The organism is Stenotrophomonas geniculata ATCC 19374 = JCM 13324, from assembly GCF_001431625.1.
GTDB classification, from domain to species: Bacteria; Pseudomonadota; Gammaproteobacteria; order Xanthomonadales; family Xanthomonadaceae; genus Stenotrophomonas; species Stenotrophomonas geniculata.
Window position 1 is genome coordinate 80,700 of sequence record NZ_LLXT01000086.1, and the last position, 15,785, is coordinate 96,484.

Below are 15,785 nucleotides of genomic sequence, written 5' to 3' on the forward strand. Positions count from 1 at the left end.
TGTCAGTCGTCCGTGCGGAGGTACTGGTAGAGGGTTTCCCGGCTGATGTTGAACTCGCGGGCAAGCTGCGCCTTGGGCTCGCCGGCCGTCGCTCGCTGCCGCAGGGTAGCAGCCTGCTCATCGGACAGGGCTTTCTTGCGGCCCCGGTACGCGCCACGCTGCTTGGCCAAGGTGATGCCCTCACGCTGCCGCTCGCGGATCAGGGCGCGCTCGAACTCAGCGAAGGCCCCCATCACCGACAGCATCAGGTTGGCCATCGGCGAGTCCTCGCCAGTGAACACCAGGCCCTCCTTCAGGAACTCGATGCGCACGCCGCGTTGAGTCAGCTTCTGTACCAAGCGACGCAGGTCATCGAGGTTGCGGGCCAGCCGGTCCATGCTGTGCACCACCACTGTATCGCCTTCGCGGACGAAGCTCAGCAGCGCTTCGAGCTGGGGGCGCTGGGTGTCCTTGCCCGATGCCTTGTCGGTGAACACCTTGCTCACCTGTGTCTGTTCCAGCTGGCGTTCCGGGTTCTGGTCGAAGCTGCTGACCCGGACGTAGCCGATGCGGTGCCCCTGCACGATGTCTCCTTGGTTGAAGGCGGCTTAAGTGCTCCTTCTGTTCCGTTGTGCCTCAAACCCCGTTTCTGTCAGGCTGAAATCTATGACCTTCGCAGGCATGTGTCAAAAAATGCGAAAGATGACTCTATTCTGACTAAGCGGCGCGGCCCTGCCTGACATCCAGTTAGGGTATGCCTCAATCTGACGGTAGCGAGTCGCAGGCGTTCGGATCGGCATCGGTTTCGTTCCCTGTCTTGGCACGCGCTTCGAAGCGTTGATAACACTCCAACCCGCAGAAGTGCTCGACGTATTCCGCGCCTTCCGGGGTGAAGGCGGCATCGAGCGGGATTTCCTTGCAGCACACGCAGCAACTGGTGGTGGTCGAGTCACTTGCATTCATGGTGGCACCCCTCCATTGACTGACGAAGACGGCGAATGCCGCCGCCGGCATTGGCTTCGCGAACAGGAAGCCTTGTCCTGTGTCGCAGTCCGCTTGTCGCAATAGATCAAGACTCGCCGATGTTTCCACGCCTTCAGCCACCACATCCATGCCCAGCCCGTGCGCAAGCTGAATCACGGTGTGCACGATGGTTTGGTCGCGGCGGTCGTTGGCGAGCCCGGCGACAAACGATTGGTCGATCTTGAGCGTGCTGATTGGGCAGCACTTCAGATGTTGCAGACAGGAATACCCCGTCCCGAAGTCATCGGCGGCGAAGCGCACACCGATCTGCCGCAAGGCGTCCAGGGCGGGGAAGATCGCCGGATCACCAAACGCGACCGATTCGGTCAGCTCGATTTCGAGATACTCGGCGGGCAACTCGGCATCAGCCAGCACGCCCTTTACCCACCCGTCGAAGTCCGGTCCCACTTGGCTCGCCGAAACATTGACGGCCAGCCGGAACGGTCGCCATGCCAGCATTCGCCAGTCACGCATCTGGCGGCAGGCTTCGCCCAGCACCCAAGCGCCGATTTCAGGCATCAGGCCGGACGATTCGACCACGGGCAGGAACTGGCCCGGTGGCAATAGTCCAAGCGTCGGATGACGCCAGCGCAACAGGGCTTCCGCGCCGACAATCCCACCACTGCGCAGATCGACGACGGGCTGGTAGTGCAGTTCAAGCTGCCCGCGCTCGACCGCTTGGGCCAGTTCCGGCGTCGTCCATCCATCCGGCCGGAAAGCGCTCATTCTCTTTCCCTGAATGCCCGCAACGCCCGCGACAGGGACAGAAGGAACAGGCCGGTCAAACCGAGCGCCGCGATGACCCAATGCTCGCCGAGGAAAGCACCGGCGGTTGTGCCGGCCAGCACGACAGCGAGGATGGGCAGGTGGCAGGGGCAAGTCAGCACAGCCAGTCCGCCCCACAGGTAGCCGGTGATCGGTTTGTGCGTCTCGGACGGCAAGCGCTCGGGGTTGTTCATGGCAGACTCTCCGCGTGCTGTGCCGGCTCGGTCGGCAGGGTGGCCAACTGCACTTCCAGATCGGCCAACGCTTCGCGCCGACGCTCGACGAACTGACGCAGCAGGGCAAGCTGCGCGGCCGCTTCGTCGCCGTCCGCCGCATCCAGCGCCCGGCACAGCCGCGCCAGCGCGTCGAGGCCGATGCCCGCCTCGAAGGCCGCCCGCACGAAGCACAGCCGTTGCAAGGCGGCGTCATCGAACAAGCCGTAGCCGCCTGGTGTGCACGCCACCGGGCGCAGCAATCCGCGCAGCAGGTAGTCGCGCACGATATGCACGCTCACCCCGGCATCAAGAGCCAGCCGGGACACCGTGTAGGCGTTCATTGAACACCTCCTTTTTCTCACCCGGCGCAGCAGGAAAGCTGCTTCACATCCTTGTTGAAGGTCTGCGCCGCGAGCTTCAACCCCTCGACCATCGTCAGGTAGGGGAACAACTGGTCGGCCAGTTCCTGCACCGTCATGCGGTTGCGAATGGCCAGAGCCGCCGTCTGGATCAGTTCACCCGCTTCCGGCGCGACCGCCTGTACGCCGATCAGCCGATGGCTGCCTTCCTCGATAACCAACTTGATGAAGCCGCGTGTGTCGAAGTTGGCGAGCGCACGCGGCACGTTGTCCAAGGTCAAGGTGCGGCTGTCGGTCTCGATCCCGTCGTGGTGGGCTTCCGCCTCGCTGTAGCCCACGGTCGCCACTTGCGGATCGGTGAACACCACGGCCGGCATTGCGGTCAGGTCGAGCGCCGCATCGCCGCCGGTCATGTTGATCGCGGCACGGGTGCCGGCCGCTGCCGCCACATAGACGAACTGCGGCTGGTCGGTGCAGTCGCCGGCCGCGTAGATGTTCGGGTTGCTCGTGCGCATGCCTTGGTCGATGACGATGGCACCTTGCGCATTGACAGTGACCCCCGCTGCGTCCAGCGCGAGGCTGCGCGTGTTCGGTGTCCGACCGGTGGCAACCAGCAGTTTGTCGGCGCGCAATTCACCGTGCGTGGTGGTCAGCACGAATTCACCGTCCATATGGGCGACCTGGCTGGCTTGCGTGTGCTCCAGCACCTCGATGCCCTCGGCACGGAAAGCGGCTGTCACCGCCTCGCCGATGGCCGGGTCTTCACGGAAGAACAAGGTATTGCGCGCCAGGACCGTGACCTTGCTGCCCAGCCGGGCAAAGGCTTGCGCCAGCTCCAGCGCCACCACCGACGAGCCGATTACGGCAAGGCGTTCGGGAATGGTGTCGCTCGCCAGGGCCTCGGTGGAAGTCCAGTAGGGTGACTCTTTCAAGCCCGGAATCGGCGGGACCGCCGGGCTGGCACCCGTGGCGACCAGGCAGCGGTCGAACATCACGACGCGCTCGCCACCCTCGTTCAAACGGACGGTAAGGCTCTGGTCGTCCTTGAAGCGCGCCTCACCGTGCACAACGGTGATGGCCGGATTACCGCCCAGGATGCCTTCGTACTTGGCGTGCCGCAGTTCGTCGACGCGGGCCTGCTGCTGGGCCAGCAGCTTACTGCGGTCAATCGTAGGCACAGTTGCCGCAATACCGCCATCGAACGGGCTTTCCCGGCGCAGATGGGCGATGTGGGCGGCGCGGATCATGATCTTGGACGGCACACAGCCGACATTGACGCAGGTGCCGCCGATGGTGCCGCGCTCGATCAGCGTGACCTGCGCGCCTTGCTCGACGGCCTTCAGCGCCGCCGCCATCGCGGCTCCACCGCTGCCAATGACCGCTACCTGCACCGGGGGCTCGTTGCCACTGTGCTTTTCGGCGGCGGCCATCCATCCCCGCACCTTGTCGAGCAGTCCGACGCGGTTGTCCGCCAGTGGCGCATCGGCTAGCGTTGCCTTGTAGCCCAGTCCGGCCACGGCGGCAGTCAGCGCGTCCGGCGATGTGCCCGGCACGATGGCGAGTTGCGCTGTGCCCTTCGGATAGGACACCAGCGCCGACTGCACGCCTGGCACTTTTTCCAGCGCTTCCTTGACGTGCGCCGCGCACGAGTCGCAAGTCATGCCGGTGATTTTTAGATGGGTCATGCAACAGATCCTTTATCGTTTGTGGCGCCAGACAATGACGTCCGTTGTGCTGCGGTGCCGTTTTCAGTGACTCACTGCTTGACGCTGGACGGATAGCCCGCGTCTGCGGTTGCCTTGGTCAGCTTCTGCACGCTGGTCTTGGCATCGTCGAAGGTGACGACCGCTTGGCGTGTCTCGAAAGTCACGTCAACTTTGCTGACGCCTTCGACCTTGGAAATCGCCTTCTTGACAGTGATCGGGCAGGCGGAGCAGGTCATGCCCGGTACGGACAGCGTGACGGTCTGGGTGGCGGCCCAGACGGGGGCAACAACGGCGGCGAGGGCGAGGGAGGCAAACAGTTTCTTCATGGTGAACTCCGATCAGTAGAAAAATGGCATGACGTAGGGAAATCCGAGCGCGACCAGAACCAGCGCGGCCACGATCCAGAAAATGAGCTTGTAAGTAGCTCGCACTTGGGGAATCGCGCAGACCTCACCCGGTTTGCAGGCCGCTGCCTGCCGGTAGATGCGCCGCCAGGCGAAGAACAACGCCACCAGCGCCACGCCGATAAAGATGGGGCGATAGGGTTCCAACACCGCCAAGTTGCCGATCCAAGCGCCGCTGAACCCCAAGGCGATCAGAACCAACGGCCCGAGGCAGCAAGCCGAGGCGAGGATGGCGGCAAGCCCTCCAGTGAAGAGCGCGCCGCGCCCGGTTTTTGGTTCAGACATGCGCTTGTCCTTTCGAATTGAAATTGGATAGCGTAACCTTACTTCCGTACTCATGTACGGAGTCAAGCGATATGGAAAACAATTTGGAGAACCTGACCATTGGCGTTTTCGCCAAGGCGGCCGGGGTCAATGTGGAGACCATCCGTTTCTATCAGCGCAAGGGCTTGTTGCTGGAGCCTGACAAGCCCTATGGCAGCATCCGCCGCTATGGCGAGGCGAATGTAACGCGGGTGCGCTTCGTGAAATCAGCCCAGCGGCTGGGCTTCAGCCTGGATGAGATCGCCGAGCTGCTGCGGCTGGAGGATGGCACCCATTGCGAGGAAGCCAGCAGTCTGGCCGAGCACAAGCTCAAGGACGTGCGCGAGAAAATGGCTGACCTGGCGCGCATGGAGGCCGTGCTGTCTGAGTTGGTGCGCGCCTGCCATGCGCGAAGGGGGAACGTTTCCTGCCCGCTGATCGCGTCACTACAGGGTGGAGCAAGCTTGGCAGGTTCGGCTATGCCTTAGCGTGCTTTATTTTCCGTTTTCTGAGACGACCCCTTAGAAAGCCTAGTCAAAGAGCTGTCACGAGAACACCGTTAGCTTAGCGTACGATTTTTTCCGAATTCTGCGGTTCCCCCTTCCTCCGCATCTACGAGCTTGCACTGCAGGCCAGCTTCCGCGCAGATTTCACAATAGAACAGCTATCTGCCGAGCTAGGGCTGGTGGTGGACCAACTCTGGCCGAACTTTGAGAAAGCGGTTAGCGAAGCGGGATTGCCGATCGAGCAACTCGGGACCGAGTTGGTGCTTGGTGGATGGTCGTTGAAGAACGGCCGGATGATGGCCACGGCGTATGCGAAGAGTGACAGCCGGCGCCCTTGCGTTGTCCAGCCGATCGGGGGGCAGATGGCGTCGCCGGGCGAACCGCTCCAGGCCGCGACCCCTAGCATGGCCCAGGTGGATCTGCTGGCCCATGCGCGTCTCCAGGTCAGCTACCTCAATGGGCAATTGGGCCGGAAAGTAGCAGGAGGTCGACTGCTAGTTGGGTTTCTGCAGAAGGGGCAAGCCCTGCTCAAGGATCTAGGAGAGATCTAGGTCGCGGGAGTCAAATACGCTAGGGGCTGAAATCGAAGTTCAGGTCTGGCCCTAAGGCAGAAGGCCAAAGCAGACCAAGGTCGTCCGTGGATTTGGGATGTTTATCGAGGGCAGGGTGGATGTCCGCTTCTGGCCGGAAGCGGACATTGGGCGGCGACCGGCCCGGTGATGGCATCCGCCTTCGACCCAAAGCGGGCATCGTTCTCGACACACCTGAGTTGATCCGTACTCCAAAGCCTGTTTCCGCTACCCCTTGTAGTGCTCGACGTAGAGCCCCAAAGCTGCCAACGACGCATACACGGCGGACCCAGCGTTGGTCGCGTACAAGGCAAAGGGAACCGGAGGATCGCAGGGAACTGTTGCGATGAACCACGGAGCTGAGCTCGTCAAGCTCGTCCTAGGTGATGTGAGGAATCCTAGCTCCCTACGCATACCTAGCGCCTCGCGGACGTACGCCTTGTTCCAGCCGCCAGTCTTGCACGAGACCCCAAGAAGTAACTCCGTAAATGCGGGATAGCGACGGGTCTTAATCGGACGATATACACCGACGTCAATCTCGTGACGGTCAGCCGCTTTGACCACCGTCGTGCCTTTCCAGCTATGGCTTAGTGTGGTGACCTGCACTGAAATCCTAATCTCGAGCTTCTCAGTAGACGTAGATCCACTGATGTAATCGTGATCCGGATGGTTTGCTTTGCATGGAGATCCTCCAAACGTCAGGACGCCTGCCATCTTGGGGGTACACGTGAGCTTGTAGCCCGCACTATCGATGATTCGCAGAAGCCTAAGCAGCACCCGAAGTTCGTAAGCCTTTCCTTGCGCGTAGGGAGACCCGCTCGCCTTAGCACGCGAAATGGCTGCTTTCACAGCGTTGAGGATTGCTAACTTACTGATCGTCACAGTCGCGGTCCTCGTGGCGCGTGTTCCTCGCGAGGGTCGTCCGGTGGCAGATATCGAGCGATATAGGCCTCAAGATCTGCCTGCTCGTGATCCGTCAAACGCTGGGGTGATACAGTTGGTAGATGTGACCGGATTGAGCGAACTCGGCGACCTTCTGGTGTCTCAACAGTGTAATGAACGTCCTCCAGTCCGGTGAGACCTTGGACCAGCTTCCCGATCTCACCCAAGGTTTGCGAGAGGGCGTCTTGGGTCGTCACAGGTCTAAAATCGAGAACCGCCGCAAGTGCGGCTGCAGCTTGTGCATTCGTGTCGTCCTCGTAATCAGACATCGCCTGAACAATCGCGGAGCGAAGCGATCTAACAATTTGTGGATCAAGCTCAGACGCAAGGGCTAGCGCCTTCCCTATCTCCCTAATTACCTCTTCACCACCTTGATCTTCTGCCATTCACAACTCCACAGCTGTAGACATTAACGGGCCGCGCGGGATGAACCGCCCGGATTCTCTAAATTCAATTGCCGAAGGTTGCCGTTGGCAATGTTCCTTAAGAGTAAGGCACAGTGCGGTTTGGTTCCATAAGCGGATCGCGCTGGCTGTATCCCGAAGTGTGCGATGACGCCGAAGCTGGATAGTGTCGCTGAATTGGACCATCAGGCACTTAGGTCTGAGCCCTGATACAGATTGATGATATGACTCCAAGTCGCGTACGGGCTGCGAAGAGCACCGGCTACTTTGGTCCGCTTCTGACCGAAAGCGGACATTCGTTTAACCAAGGGTGAACGAAACTTTTAGGGCCAGGATGGACTTCAACTCTCTCGTTCGCTCGCTTCTATCCGATGCGAAGATGCGCCGTAACAAGCCTCTGCGAGACTAGTGCGCGAGCCAGGTCGCTGACATTGCTCCATGGCCTATGACGTGCCCCGCACCCGCTGGTCAAATGGAACCGCCCTCGGCACCATGGGCACGACCATCTAAGGAGTTCTTCATGCTCTACCAAGATAAGTACGTCGCCTTCATCGACATGCTCGGGTTCTCCGCACTTGTCCAAGAGTCGGCAGCCGACATGAGCAAGCTTGATGAAATAGCAGAGGCCATCGACAGACTAAAGAACACAGCGTGCTGCAACCCAGCAACAGGACTTTTGTTCACTTACTTCAGCGACTGCATCGTCATATCAAGCAGCCGCTCTCCTGCTGGCCTTGCCGACATCCTGAGCTGCATCAGAATGTTGGCCGAGAACCTGCTAGTGGTTGATATATTGATACGTGGAGGGCTCACAGTTGGAAGCATTCATCATGATTCTCAGATGATCTTCGGACCGGCGATGCTGGACGCCTATCGCATGGAATGTAAGGAAGCACGCAATCCCATGGTGCTCGTGAGCGAAGAGGTGCGATCGGATGCTCGCGCTGCGGGGTTAAGCAACCTGTTGACGTGGGATGACGAAGAGCCAGACCGCCACTATGTCCACTATCTGATCTCGTACAGCGCTTATGACTCTAATCCAAGGGCGGGCGTCGTGATTCTCGATAGCCAGGCCGCTCTCATCCGGCATTTCATCGCCAAGAGGCTGCTAGGCGCTCCGGGTAAGATCCTGGATAAAGCCGAGTGGATGGAACGATATTGGAACGAGAAGGTGGCGACAGGTGGAATTCTCGGACGTGTTGACAGGGTCGCAGACCTTGTTAGGCCCAATGCGCGACCATTTCGCAGCAGACTCGCCGTTCTAGCACCGCAACCGGGCGCCACTAGTGTGGACTAGCGAATCAGGCAAGCAGCTGCCGATTCCTTGCAAAGATTCAATTCAATTGGCCATACGGAAGCACGTGCAATCCCTGATGGCAGTCGGGACCACCATCTCCCCATTGCCAGCCGCGTCTGAACCAGCGCCCGGAACGCTTCAGCGGAAGGGGCTGGTCCCTTCCGCTGGTGCCTGCCCTGGTTGCACCGGCTATGCGCGGCCACCACGTTCCCGGACACGTCTCTGCCCCCGTCCTGTTGGGCCACCAGGTGCTCGGCGGTGCATTGAAAGGCTCGGGCCTTACTGGCCTTCAGCCCGAGCTCTGAGGGTGCAGTGAGCCACATCGGCAGGCCGCAATAGAAGCAACGGCCCGATTGGGCGTAGAAGGCAGAAGTGCGAAGGGATCTGCGGCGTTTGGCGGTCATGGATGGCTCCGGAATCGAAGGATTCCCGTGCCCCCATTGGGTGGACCTCGGGCACCCGGAGCCTATTGGCTATGCGGGCACAACACCGGCGCTTTATAGCGACTGGCTAAGGCGTTATAGCTCAGCGCTTGAGCCGCTACAAGGCCCAGATGCCGACCAGAACGGGAGGGAGTCACCGACGCCCAGTTAAGGTCAAAGCTTGGTCAGGGGGCGAGCGACGCGCTTGAGCAGGTGGAGCGGGGCGTGGCGCGTCACCCAGGGAAGTCGCGGTGTTGTAGTCCTGCTCAACCCGCTGAACTGTTCGCACGTTCAGGCCCGAGATCTCGTCTAATTGTTCTTGCGACCAATGTCGCGACTGGCGGAACTGGGAAGTGCAGGCGACAAGCTCTGACCGATCAGGTGCGCAGTTGGGAACTCAAGGGCGAGCTGGATGTGGAGCCAGAAATCGAGGGCGTCTTAGGTGCGGATCCAGGAATCAAGGGCATCTTTGGGGGAGATCTGGAAATCGCGGGCGTCCTTGTGGGGAAATACGGGCGGACAGCTGTGGGATCTGGGGCGTTTCCGTTGTGGCAGTCAGCCTTTCGTGTAGCTGCAACCCGGGGAGCCGCCTCAGCCATGCGATCATAGGGATCCATCTTGCTCATGCTGCAATCTCATCCTTGTCGGGGGAGCCAACAGGAAGGCAATAGCCAAGCCAGAGCCGCAGCCATTGCCAGACCGAGCCGACGAACCAGATCAAGCCCGATACCTCATTTCGCATAATGTATATCGTGCAAGGCATTGCCAGCCTGCGGCATAGCCTGCACGTCGCGGGGTAGGGCGGCACCCACGAAGAGGCATAGCGCCATAGCCACCGTGGCGAGTTTCTGCGCAATTCGGCGCCATGCGGCCTTTTCGTCCTCGGAATTGCTCCGCTCGGCCATCACGACAGCCGACCACATTTCGGGGCTGTCGCCAATGTCCACCGCCATCCGCTCGATGTAGTGGATTTCTGCGTTTTTCCCTTGTTTCCAGAGGGAAACGGTCGCGCGGGACACGCCCAATGCCAGCGCACCAGCGTTGTCGCTCTGGATCTTCTGCACGTGCTTCCACCGGCAGAACAGGTCGTAGCTGGCGCTCATTGTCGATACCTACTTGACAGGGGTGTACAGGGGTACTTTACAGTTCGCCCCGGTGTCGAGGAATCCTTGACACTCCCCGCCACCGGCACCCCAAGGCCGCTGGCGGGTTCTCTTGGGGCTTGGGGAGGGGTAGGGCACATGGACGCACTTGTTCTCGCCGTGCTGCTGGGGTGTATCGCAGCCGTGTCGTTGGGGTTAGCCAAATTCGTGACGTGGTGTGTTGATCGGCGTGCGCTCTCCGCTGGTCGCACTGCACGCGAAAGCCAGTTTGTTGCCCAGGCGGTCGTCGACCTTCGCCGCATGGAAATCGAAGCCACCAAACGCGGCAACCTGCTCGCCGCTGCCGAACTCGCTGAAGAGCAGGAGCGCGCCGCATGAGCAGGTTTCCCTCATTTGCCGAACTGGTGGAGTTCGATATGGGTCTTGCGGGGTGCGCCGCGCTCATCGCCGTTTGGCTGGGAGTGGCATTGCTCTCCATCGTGATTGAGCAGGCGTGGCTGGCACTTCGTCACTGGTTCAAGCGGCGGAAGGGCAATGTCCGATGAGCAGTCACTTCCCCAACAGTCCGTGCTACCTGTGCGGGGGCAGCCTACAGACCCTCCGAGCATCGGATGCGACTCTGAATTGCTGCACCAGCTGCGGCACGTTGATTACCAAGCGCAGGGATACGCCGAGCTACTCCAGCGCGTTCCCTGGCAACAGTTCTGGACGCTCACCTTCAAGCTCAGCAAGACCAGTCGAACAGGGGGCATGCACGAGGAAGCGGCTGATAAAGCGTTCCGCTACTTCGTCAGCTGCCTCAACCGCAGCATCTACGGTCCCAAGTGGGCATCACGCTGGCACGGCGGCATTCAGTGGGCGCGCGGGCAGGAGTTCCATCGCGACGGCCGCTTGCACTTCCACGCCGTTGCAGCTGCACCTACCGATGACCTCAACCGCCTCGCCAGCCGCTACGAGTGGCACGAATGGTGGTACCGGGAGTTCGGTCGTAATCGCATCGAAGCGCCGCGCAGCCAGGCAGATATTACCGGCTACGTAAGCAAGTACGTCACGAAAGGCGGTGTGGTCGATTTCTCGCGGAACTTCGGGGCATGGAACCCGCCGCCCATCGACTACACGCGCCGCCCAGAGCAAGACGCCTTGATCGCAGGCGACAGCAACACGCGATCCGACAGGCCAGGGCGACACCTGGTCACCGGGCGGACTGATGCAAGCATCGCGCAACGGGGCAACAAGCGGTCCACCACGTCTCCCTGCGGGGGGGTAGGGGGGGACTTAGCTTGACCCCACAGTACCGCCCGAAATTTGCCAACGACGAAACGACAACGCCAACCAAACAGACCAAGGAATCGAACCCATGAACGCTCCGAAGATCACGATCAATACCGCCGTCGAAACCCGCACCGTGACCACCAGCAAGGGCATGCAGAAACCGATCTACAGCCAGCGTGCAACGCTCGAAACCGAGGCCATGCGCATCCAGATCGAAGTCGAAGTCGATGGCCTGGACAAGGGCTATCCGGTTGGCGCGGTGAAGGAATGGGACCTGACCACGGACCTGGTACCGGGCCGTTTCGGTGTCGAACTCGCTCGCCGCATGACCCTGGTTGACCCGGCAGGCGCCAAGCCGCAGCCGGCTAACAAGGCGGCCTGATCATGTCCGGCCCGGCACCCCTCTACGTGGTCGGTTGCGCTGCTGAGAACGTGCAGCAGGACGGCACGTGTTCGGTGCCGGTCTGGATGCCATACCACCAGCCAATTCTGCCTCCCCTGGATTTGGCCGATGGAACCCTCGTTGCAGGAGCGATTGTTTTGTCCTGGGCGATTGGGTTGAAGGCGCGCCTCGTATTCCGCGCTGCGCGTATAGGGGTCTACTGATGACGAGGAAACCGTAATGAAGCACATGAACACTCTGCGCCGTTTTGGCGCCTCCACCTTCGGCAAGATCGGCGCCGGTGCCGGTGCCCTGGTCGCATCGGGTGCAGCTCTTGCATCGGGCAGCAGCTCGCCCGGCGCTGCCATCGCTGCCGAGGTCTCCAAGGGCAACGCAGACATGGCAATCGTGATCGGCGCCATCGCCTTGCTGCTGGGCATCCTGGTGGTGTGGGCCTTCACCAAGCGCGCCGCCAAGGGTTGATCGGGGCGCAAGTTCACTCACGGGGGTGCGCGGAAACGCTCGCCCCCTTTTTGTTAGGGAGAAGTGTCATGGGGTACTTCGTAATCATTGCGTTTTGCGGGGCATGCTGGATCGCGTTCGAGGGCGTGTGATGAGGCGCATCCTGCTACTCTTGCTCGCACTTCTGCCAGCGGTCGCTTACGCGATCGATCAGGGCGAGGCGACTGAGCAAGCTATCAGCAACATTCGGCAGTCCTGTAGCGGAGCCGTTGCTGGTGCCACGATTGATTCAGGCACCATAGGGTTGATCGTGGGCCCCGGTAGCGTGAACGCGTTTGGCAACTGCCTCTTTCCAAATGGCGGATTCCAGGGTCGTCATAGCTCCACTGTCGCGTTCGATCAATCCTGCCAAGCTCGAGGCACAAAGACCACGCCCTTTTTCCCGCCCTCTGGCTCCGTTTCATGTAGTCGTGGTTGTGAGGTCAAGTACGCAGACAACGGCGATGACACGACGTCTTATTGGAGCACCGGCCAAAGCTGTAACGAAAAGCCGGATTGCACTAAGCAGGGCGGCAATATGATTTGGAATGGCGCGCTGAAGGTTTGCCAGCCCGTGGAGCCTGAGTGTCCCGAAGGCAAGGTTAAGGTTGGCAACGCATGTACGGATGAGAAGCCTTGTCCGGATGGCATGGCGCTTGTCGCTGGCTCATGCAAGAAGAAGGACGAAGAGTGTCCTGCGGGCATGATCCGCAGTCCGCTCGGTAGCTGCATTCCTGGTGATGGTCAGTGCGCCCAAGGTGAGGTGCGCGGCGCCGATGGGACGTGCAAGAGGGATAAGGACAACGACGGCCAGCCGGATACTGACGACCCTGAGAGCTTCTCCGGCGGTGACACATGCGACTCACCCCCGTCATGCAGTGGGTCGCCCATCATGTGTGGTCAGGCGCGGATTCAGTGGCGAATCGACTGCAACACCCGGCGCAACAACAACATCAGCGGCGGCCATTGCTCCCAATCCGGCATGCCTACCTGCACGGGCGAGAAGTGCAATGCGATGGAGTACACGCAACTGCTGATGCAGTGGCGCTCTGCGTGCGCTGTGGAGAAGCTCGCCTCGAAGCAGGACACGCCTGGACAAGGCGGCACGAACGGAGACGCCAACGGGAATGGTGTGGCCGATGTGCTGGAGGGCAGGGGAGACGTGACGCCGATTGGTGACGGCGCGGCCGACGTTGCCAGCGCCAAGAAGTGGGGTATCGGGCTTTCAACGAGCAATCTCGATACGAGCAACATGTTCGGTGGTGGCGGCACGTGTCCTGAGCCTCCAGCAATCACGATCATGGGCAAGACTGTTAATTCCGCTGATTTTCCGTACTTCTGCCGCATCGCGGCGATCTTGCGCGCCTTGATCTTGATCTTCGGCGCATACACCGCAATTCGCATTCTTATGGGAGCGGCCTTCTGATGGGCATGGTTTCTGACTGGATAGTTGACGCAACAACGTCGCTGGTCGGCAAGCTGAAAGACGCTGCGGCTGGCCTGATTGGCAAGGGGCTTGCAACGTTCGGACTGACTACGGTCACGTTCAATGCACTGCTACCCAAACTTAAAGAGTTCGTTATGCAATTTGTCGGCGGCTTGGATGGGCCTGCGATGCAGATGCTCAACTACCTGGGCGTTGGCATTTCGTTCTCAATGATCCTCTCCGCTTTGACGGTCCGCATGGCGTGGAAGGTCTTCATCGTGCCGAAGACTGTCGCTGATCAGCTGGGAGCTGGCTCATGATCTATTGGTATACCGGCCAGCCTGGGCACGGTAAGACGCTCCACGCCATCGAGCGCTTGCTTGAGTTCAAAGACCAGGGGCGCATCGTATACGCGTGCAACATTCGCGAGTTCGACTATGCCAAAACTGGCGTTCTAGAGATGACGCCGGAGCAGTTCCGCGACTGGCCGAACTTCCTTCCTGATGGCGCTGTCGCCCTGGTCGATGAGGCGTATGAGCATGGCATGCTCCCGAAGCGGCCAGCAGGTGCGAAGGTACCGCATCACGTGGAGCAACTCGCGAAGCATCGGCATAAGGGCCTGGACTTCATCTTTGTAAGCCAATCCCCCGACAAGCAGTGCGATCAGTTCGTACATGATCTGATTGAGCGTCACGTACATGTGCGTCGTCGCTTCGGAACGAAGTTTGTGCACCTGCGCGAGTTCGACAAGTTCGAGGCACGGGCTGAGAAGGCCACCCCCCTGACGATCAAGCGCAAGACGCTACCCAAGCGTCCGATGGGCATGTACAAGTCCACCGAACTTGACACCACCGAGCGCAAGATTCCCTGGTACTACATCGCGCTTCCGATCTTGATTGTGGCTGCGGTGGTGATGCTGTACGTCGCGTTCGGGCGAATGGATAAGCGCATGAGCGGCGGCGACCTTCCCGCACCAGGTGGTGCCAGTGGCGTCAGCGCTCCGCGCGACGGAGCGTCAGCGACGGCGGGCGGAGCGGTGGCGGCAAAGTCGGCACAACCGCTAAAGGATTACGTCGACAAGTTCCTACCGCGTGTCCCATCTCAGCCCTGGAGCGCACCGGTATATGACGATGCGCTTAGCGTCCCCAGCGAGCCGCCGCGCGTTTTCTGCATGTCGTCGCTCGGTGGCGAGAATGGTCTCGGTGGTCATGACGAACCCAGCTGCAATTGCGTGACGGAGCAGGGTAGCCGTTATGACCTGGACGAACCGACGTGCCGTTACGTCGCGCGACGCGGCCAGTACGAGCCCTATCTGCCTCGGCGTGAGAACAGGCTTGTGGATGGTCAGACGCAGATCAACCGCGCGCTCGATCAGATCGAGCAGCGGGGGCAGGGCGTCGCTGTTGAACGTCAGCCTCGTGCTATGGGCACTTTCCCCGAGTCGCCTCAGCATCAGTCAGGCACTTACCTCACCACGCCATCTGGAGAGAATCGGCTATGACCAGTGGCGGGCGTGAATTGCTCAAATGGCTCGCCCTGGTGCTGATGACCGGCGATCACATCGTGACCGTGTTCGGTCTTGGTCACGTGCCGGGTGTGTCCCAGCTGGGTCGTGTTGCGTTCCCTGTGTTCGCCCTGGTCATGGCTTACAACCTGGCGCAACCTGGCGCCGATGCGGGGAAGTCAGCGCGTCGCCTGGCGCTTTGGGGCCTGGTTGCCACTCCCGCGGCTGTGCTGGCATTCGGCCAGCCGTTGCCGCTCAATGTGCTGCTGACGTTCGCCGCCGCGGCTGGTTGCATTTGGGCTCTGGAACGGCGTCAGTGGGCGCTTGCTGCGCTCCTTTGTCTCGTTGCTCCGGTTGTCCTGGACTACGCTTGGCCCGGCGTGTGGCTCGTTCTGGCGGCCTGGGCGTGGTTCAAGAATCATGGAAAGCGCATGCACTGGCTGCTTGGCTCCTGGGACTGGCGCCAGCAGCGGCTCTACCTGGTGCTGCCAATATGGGTGTGGGCATGCATGGGCCTGCTCTGCCTGTACAACGGCAACGGCTGGGCGTTGCTAGCCCTGCCTGTCATGGCCTTGGGCGAACTGCCGGCACGCATTCCGCGATCAGGCAGGGCCTTCTACGCGTATTACGTGGGCCACCTGGCGCTTTTGGTCGTGCTTGTGGCTATAGTCGGCGCATGAGTAAATTCTTCGACCTGCATTAC

At 60.7% G+C, this 15,785-nt stretch carries 20 protein-coding genes and 1 pseudogene; 11 read left to right on the forward strand and 10 right to left on the reverse strand.

All coding sequences use genetic code 11. The annotated features are described in order from the left end of the window. Positions 1-2: 2 nt before the first annotated feature. The 7 genes from ARC63_RS06310 to merT all read right to left on the reverse strand — a co-directional run bounded on the left by ARC63_RS06310 (position 3) and on the right by merT (position 4,736). The gene (locus ARC63_RS06310; protein WP_010921730.1) at positions 3-563 is read right to left on the reverse strand and encodes a recombinase family protein; all 561 of its coding nucleotides are present in this window, start codon (positions 561-563) and stop codon (positions 3-5) included. A gap of 175 nt (positions 564-738) precedes the next feature. Further along, complete coding sequence (locus ARC63_RS23615) at positions 739-1,728, reverse strand: DUF3330 domain-containing protein (protein ID WP_003132006.1); 990 nt, start codon at positions 1,726-1,728, stop codon at positions 739-741. Then, positions 1,725-1,961: a broad-spectrum mercury transporter MerE gene (merE, locus tag ARC63_RS06320; RefSeq protein WP_003132004.1), complete on the reverse strand. Its 237-nt coding sequence runs from the start codon at positions 1,959-1,961 to the stop codon at positions 1,725-1,727. The genes ARC63_RS23615 and merE overlap by 4 nt, the downstream gene beginning before the upstream one ends. Beyond that, positions 1,958-2,323, reverse strand: a complete 366-nt coding sequence (gene merD / locus ARC63_RS06325; RefSeq protein WP_000995360.1) for a mercury resistance co-regulator MerD — start codon at positions 2,321-2,323, stop codon at positions 1,958-1,960. The genes merE and merD overlap by 4 nt, the downstream gene beginning before the upstream one ends. 17 nt (positions 2,324-2,340) lie before the next feature. After that, positions 2,341-4,026, reverse strand: a complete 1,686-nt coding sequence (gene merA, locus ARC63_RS06330; RefSeq protein WP_003156770.1) for a mercury(II) reductase — start codon at positions 4,024-4,026, stop codon at positions 2,341-2,343. A 71-nt stretch (positions 4,027-4,097) separates the two neighbouring features. Continuing rightward, the gene (gene merP, locus ARC63_RS06335; RefSeq protein ID WP_003131987.1) at positions 4,098-4,373 is read right to left on the reverse strand and encodes a mercury resistance system periplasmic binding protein MerP; all 276 of its coding nucleotides are present in this window, start codon (positions 4,371-4,373) and stop codon (positions 4,098-4,100) included. A gap of 12 nt (positions 4,374-4,385) precedes the next feature. Next, a complete protein-coding gene (merT, locus tag ARC63_RS06340; RefSeq protein WP_003131974.1) occupies positions 4,386-4,736 on the reverse strand; it encodes a mercuric ion transporter MerT in 351 nt (116 codons plus the stop codon). 71 nt (positions 4,737-4,807) lie between these two features. Between merT and merR the strand changes: the two genes are divergently transcribed. Further along, positions 4,808-5,242: a mercury resistance transcriptional regulator MerR gene (gene merR / locus ARC63_RS06345; protein ID WP_005413387.1), complete on the forward strand. Its 435-nt coding sequence runs from the start codon at positions 4,808-4,810 to the stop codon at positions 5,240-5,242. A 2,453-nt stretch (positions 5,243-7,695) separates the two neighbouring features. Next, positions 7,696-8,472 carry a hypothetical protein gene (locus ARC63_RS06355; RefSeq protein WP_032966761.1) on the forward strand — a complete coding sequence of 259 codons (777 nt, stop codon included), beginning with the start codon at positions 7,696-7,698 and terminating at the stop codon, positions 8,470-8,472. Here ARC63_RS06355 and ARC63_RS23920 read toward each other — a convergent pair. From ARC63_RS23920 to ARC63_RS06360, 3 genes and pseudogenes are all read right to left on the reverse strand, one after another. Continuing rightward, positions 8,469-8,876, reverse strand: a complete 408-nt coding sequence (locus ARC63_RS23920; RefSeq protein WP_349675278.1) for an HNH endonuclease — start codon at positions 8,874-8,876, stop codon at positions 8,469-8,471. The genes ARC63_RS06355 and ARC63_RS23920 overlap by 4 nt on opposite strands. A 172-nt stretch (positions 8,877-9,048) precedes the next feature. After that, positions 9,049-9,231: pseudogene (locus ARC63_RS23840) on the reverse strand (hypothetical protein); the annotation flags it as partial. 394 nt (positions 9,232-9,625) lie between these two features. Then, positions 9,626-9,997 (reverse strand): DUF3693 domain-containing protein, encoded by a 372-nt coding sequence (locus ARC63_RS06360; protein WP_057502812.1) that lies wholly within the window; start codon positions 9,995-9,997, stop codon positions 9,626-9,628. A gap of 138 nt (positions 9,998-10,135) precedes the next feature. On the opposite strand from ARC63_RS06360, the gene ARC63_RS22705 reads away from it, so the two are divergent. The 9 genes from ARC63_RS22705 to ARC63_RS06405 all read left to right on the forward strand — a co-directional run bounded on the left by ARC63_RS22705 (position 10,136) and on the right by ARC63_RS06405 (position 15,762). Further along, complete coding sequence (locus ARC63_RS22705; RefSeq protein ID WP_082587821.1) at positions 10,136-10,375, forward strand: hypothetical protein; 240 nt, start codon at positions 10,136-10,138, stop codon at positions 10,373-10,375. Beyond that, on the forward strand, positions 10,372-10,542 hold the full coding sequence (locus ARC63_RS23415) for a hypothetical protein (protein WP_158003724.1): 171 nt from the start codon (positions 10,372-10,374) through the stop codon (positions 10,540-10,542). Before ARC63_RS22705 ends, ARC63_RS23415 begins: the two co-directional genes overlap by 4 nt. Continuing rightward, a complete protein-coding gene (locus ARC63_RS06370; protein WP_231298594.1) occupies positions 10,532-11,281 on the forward strand; it encodes a replication endonuclease in 750 nt (249 codons plus the stop codon). Before ARC63_RS23415 ends, ARC63_RS06370 begins: the two co-directional genes overlap by 11 nt. Positions 11,282-11,354: 73 nt before the next feature. After that, complete coding sequence (locus ARC63_RS06375; RefSeq protein WP_049447980.1) at positions 11,355-11,651, forward strand: hypothetical protein; 297 nt, start codon at positions 11,355-11,357, stop codon at positions 11,649-11,651. A 240-nt stretch (positions 11,652-11,891) separates the two neighbouring features. Then, positions 11,892-12,134 (forward strand): hypothetical protein, encoded by a 243-nt coding sequence (locus ARC63_RS06385; protein ID WP_057502814.1) that lies wholly within the window; start codon positions 11,892-11,894, stop codon positions 12,132-12,134. 130 nt (positions 12,135-12,264) lie between these two features. Then, positions 12,265-13,578 carry a virulence factor TspB C-terminal domain-related protein gene (locus tag ARC63_RS23150; protein ID WP_139042389.1) on the forward strand — a complete coding sequence of 438 codons (1,314 nt, stop codon included), beginning with the start codon at positions 12,265-12,267 and terminating at the stop codon, positions 13,576-13,578. Beyond that, a complete protein-coding gene (locus ARC63_RS06395) occupies positions 13,578-13,898 on the forward strand; it encodes a DUF2523 family protein (protein ID WP_049447985.1) in 321 nt (106 codons plus the stop codon). The genes ARC63_RS23150 and ARC63_RS06395 overlap by 1 nt, the downstream gene beginning before the upstream one ends. Beyond that, positions 13,895-15,079 (forward strand): zonular occludens toxin domain-containing protein, encoded by a 1,185-nt coding sequence (locus tag ARC63_RS06400; RefSeq protein WP_057502816.1) that lies wholly within the window; start codon positions 13,895-13,897, stop codon positions 15,077-15,079. Before ARC63_RS06395 ends, ARC63_RS06400 begins: the two co-directional genes overlap by 4 nt. Next, on the forward strand, positions 15,076-15,762 hold the full coding sequence (locus tag ARC63_RS06405) for a TraX family protein (RefSeq protein ID WP_049447987.1): 687 nt from the start codon (positions 15,076-15,078) through the stop codon (positions 15,760-15,762). The genes ARC63_RS06400 and ARC63_RS06405 overlap by 4 nt, the downstream gene beginning before the upstream one ends. The last annotated feature ends 23 nt before the right edge of the window (positions 15,763-15,785 follow it).

Bases quoted from the DNA above. Each gene is read 5' to 3' on its own strand.
- ARC63_RS23615 (WP_003132006.1), bottom strand. From the start codon at position 1,728: ATGAGCGCTTTCCGGCCGGATGGATGGACGACGCCGGAACTGGCCCAA.
- merE (WP_003132004.1), bottom strand. From the start codon at position 1,961: ATGAACAACCCCGAGCGCTTGCCGTCCGAGACGCACAAACCGATCACC.
- merD (WP_000995360.1), bottom strand. From the start codon at position 2,323: ATGAACGCCTACACGGTGTCCCGGCTGGCTCTTGATGCCGGGGTGAGC.
- merA (WP_003156770.1), bottom strand. From the start codon at position 4,026: ATGACCCATCTAAAAATCACCGGCATGACTTGCGACTCGTGCGCGGCG.
- merP (WP_003131987.1), bottom strand. From the start codon at position 4,373: ATGAAGAAACTGTTTGCCTCCCTCGCCCTCGCCGCCGTTGTTGCCCCC.
- merT (WP_003131974.1), bottom strand. From the start codon at position 4,736: ATGTCTGAACCAAAAACCGGGCGCGGCGCGCTCTTCACTGGAGGGCTT.
- merR (WP_005413387.1), top strand. From the start codon at position 4,808: ATGGAAAACAATTTGGAGAACCTGACCATTGGCGTTTTCGCCAAGGCG.
- ARC63_RS06355 (WP_032966761.1), top strand. From the start codon at position 7,696: ATGCTCTACCAAGATAAGTACGTCGCCTTCATCGACATGCTCGGGTTC.
- ARC63_RS23920 (WP_349675278.1), bottom strand. From the start codon at position 8,876: ATGACCGCCAAACGCCGCAGATCCCTTCGCACTTCTGCCTTCTACGCC.
- ARC63_RS06360 (WP_057502812.1), bottom strand. From the start codon at position 9,997: ATGAGCGCCAGCTACGACCTGTTCTGCCGGTGGAAGCACGTGCAGAAG.
- ARC63_RS22705 (WP_082587821.1), top strand. From the start codon at position 10,136: ATGGACGCACTTGTTCTCGCCGTGCTGCTGGGGTGTATCGCAGCCGTG.
- ARC63_RS23415 (WP_158003724.1), top strand. From the start codon at position 10,372: ATGAGCAGGTTTCCCTCATTTGCCGAACTGGTGGAGTTCGATATGGGT.
- ARC63_RS06370 (WP_231298594.1), top strand. From the start codon at position 10,532: ATGTCCGATGAGCAGTCACTTCCCCAACAGTCCGTGCTACCTGTGCGG.
- ARC63_RS06375 (WP_049447980.1), top strand. From the start codon at position 11,355: ATGAACGCTCCGAAGATCACGATCAATACCGCCGTCGAAACCCGCACC.
- ARC63_RS06385 (WP_057502814.1), top strand. From the start codon at position 11,892: ATGAAGCACATGAACACTCTGCGCCGTTTTGGCGCCTCCACCTTCGGC.
- ARC63_RS23150 (WP_139042389.1), top strand. From the start codon at position 12,265: ATGAGGCGCATCCTGCTACTCTTGCTCGCACTTCTGCCAGCGGTCGCT.
- ARC63_RS06395 (WP_049447985.1), top strand. From the start codon at position 13,578: ATGGGCATGGTTTCTGACTGGATAGTTGACGCAACAACGTCGCTGGTC.
- ARC63_RS06400 (WP_057502816.1), top strand. From the start codon at position 13,895: ATGATCTATTGGTATACCGGCCAGCCTGGGCACGGTAAGACGCTCCAC.
- ARC63_RS06405 (WP_049447987.1), top strand. From the start codon at position 15,076: ATGACCAGTGGCGGGCGTGAATTGCTCAAATGGCTCGCCCTGGTGCTG.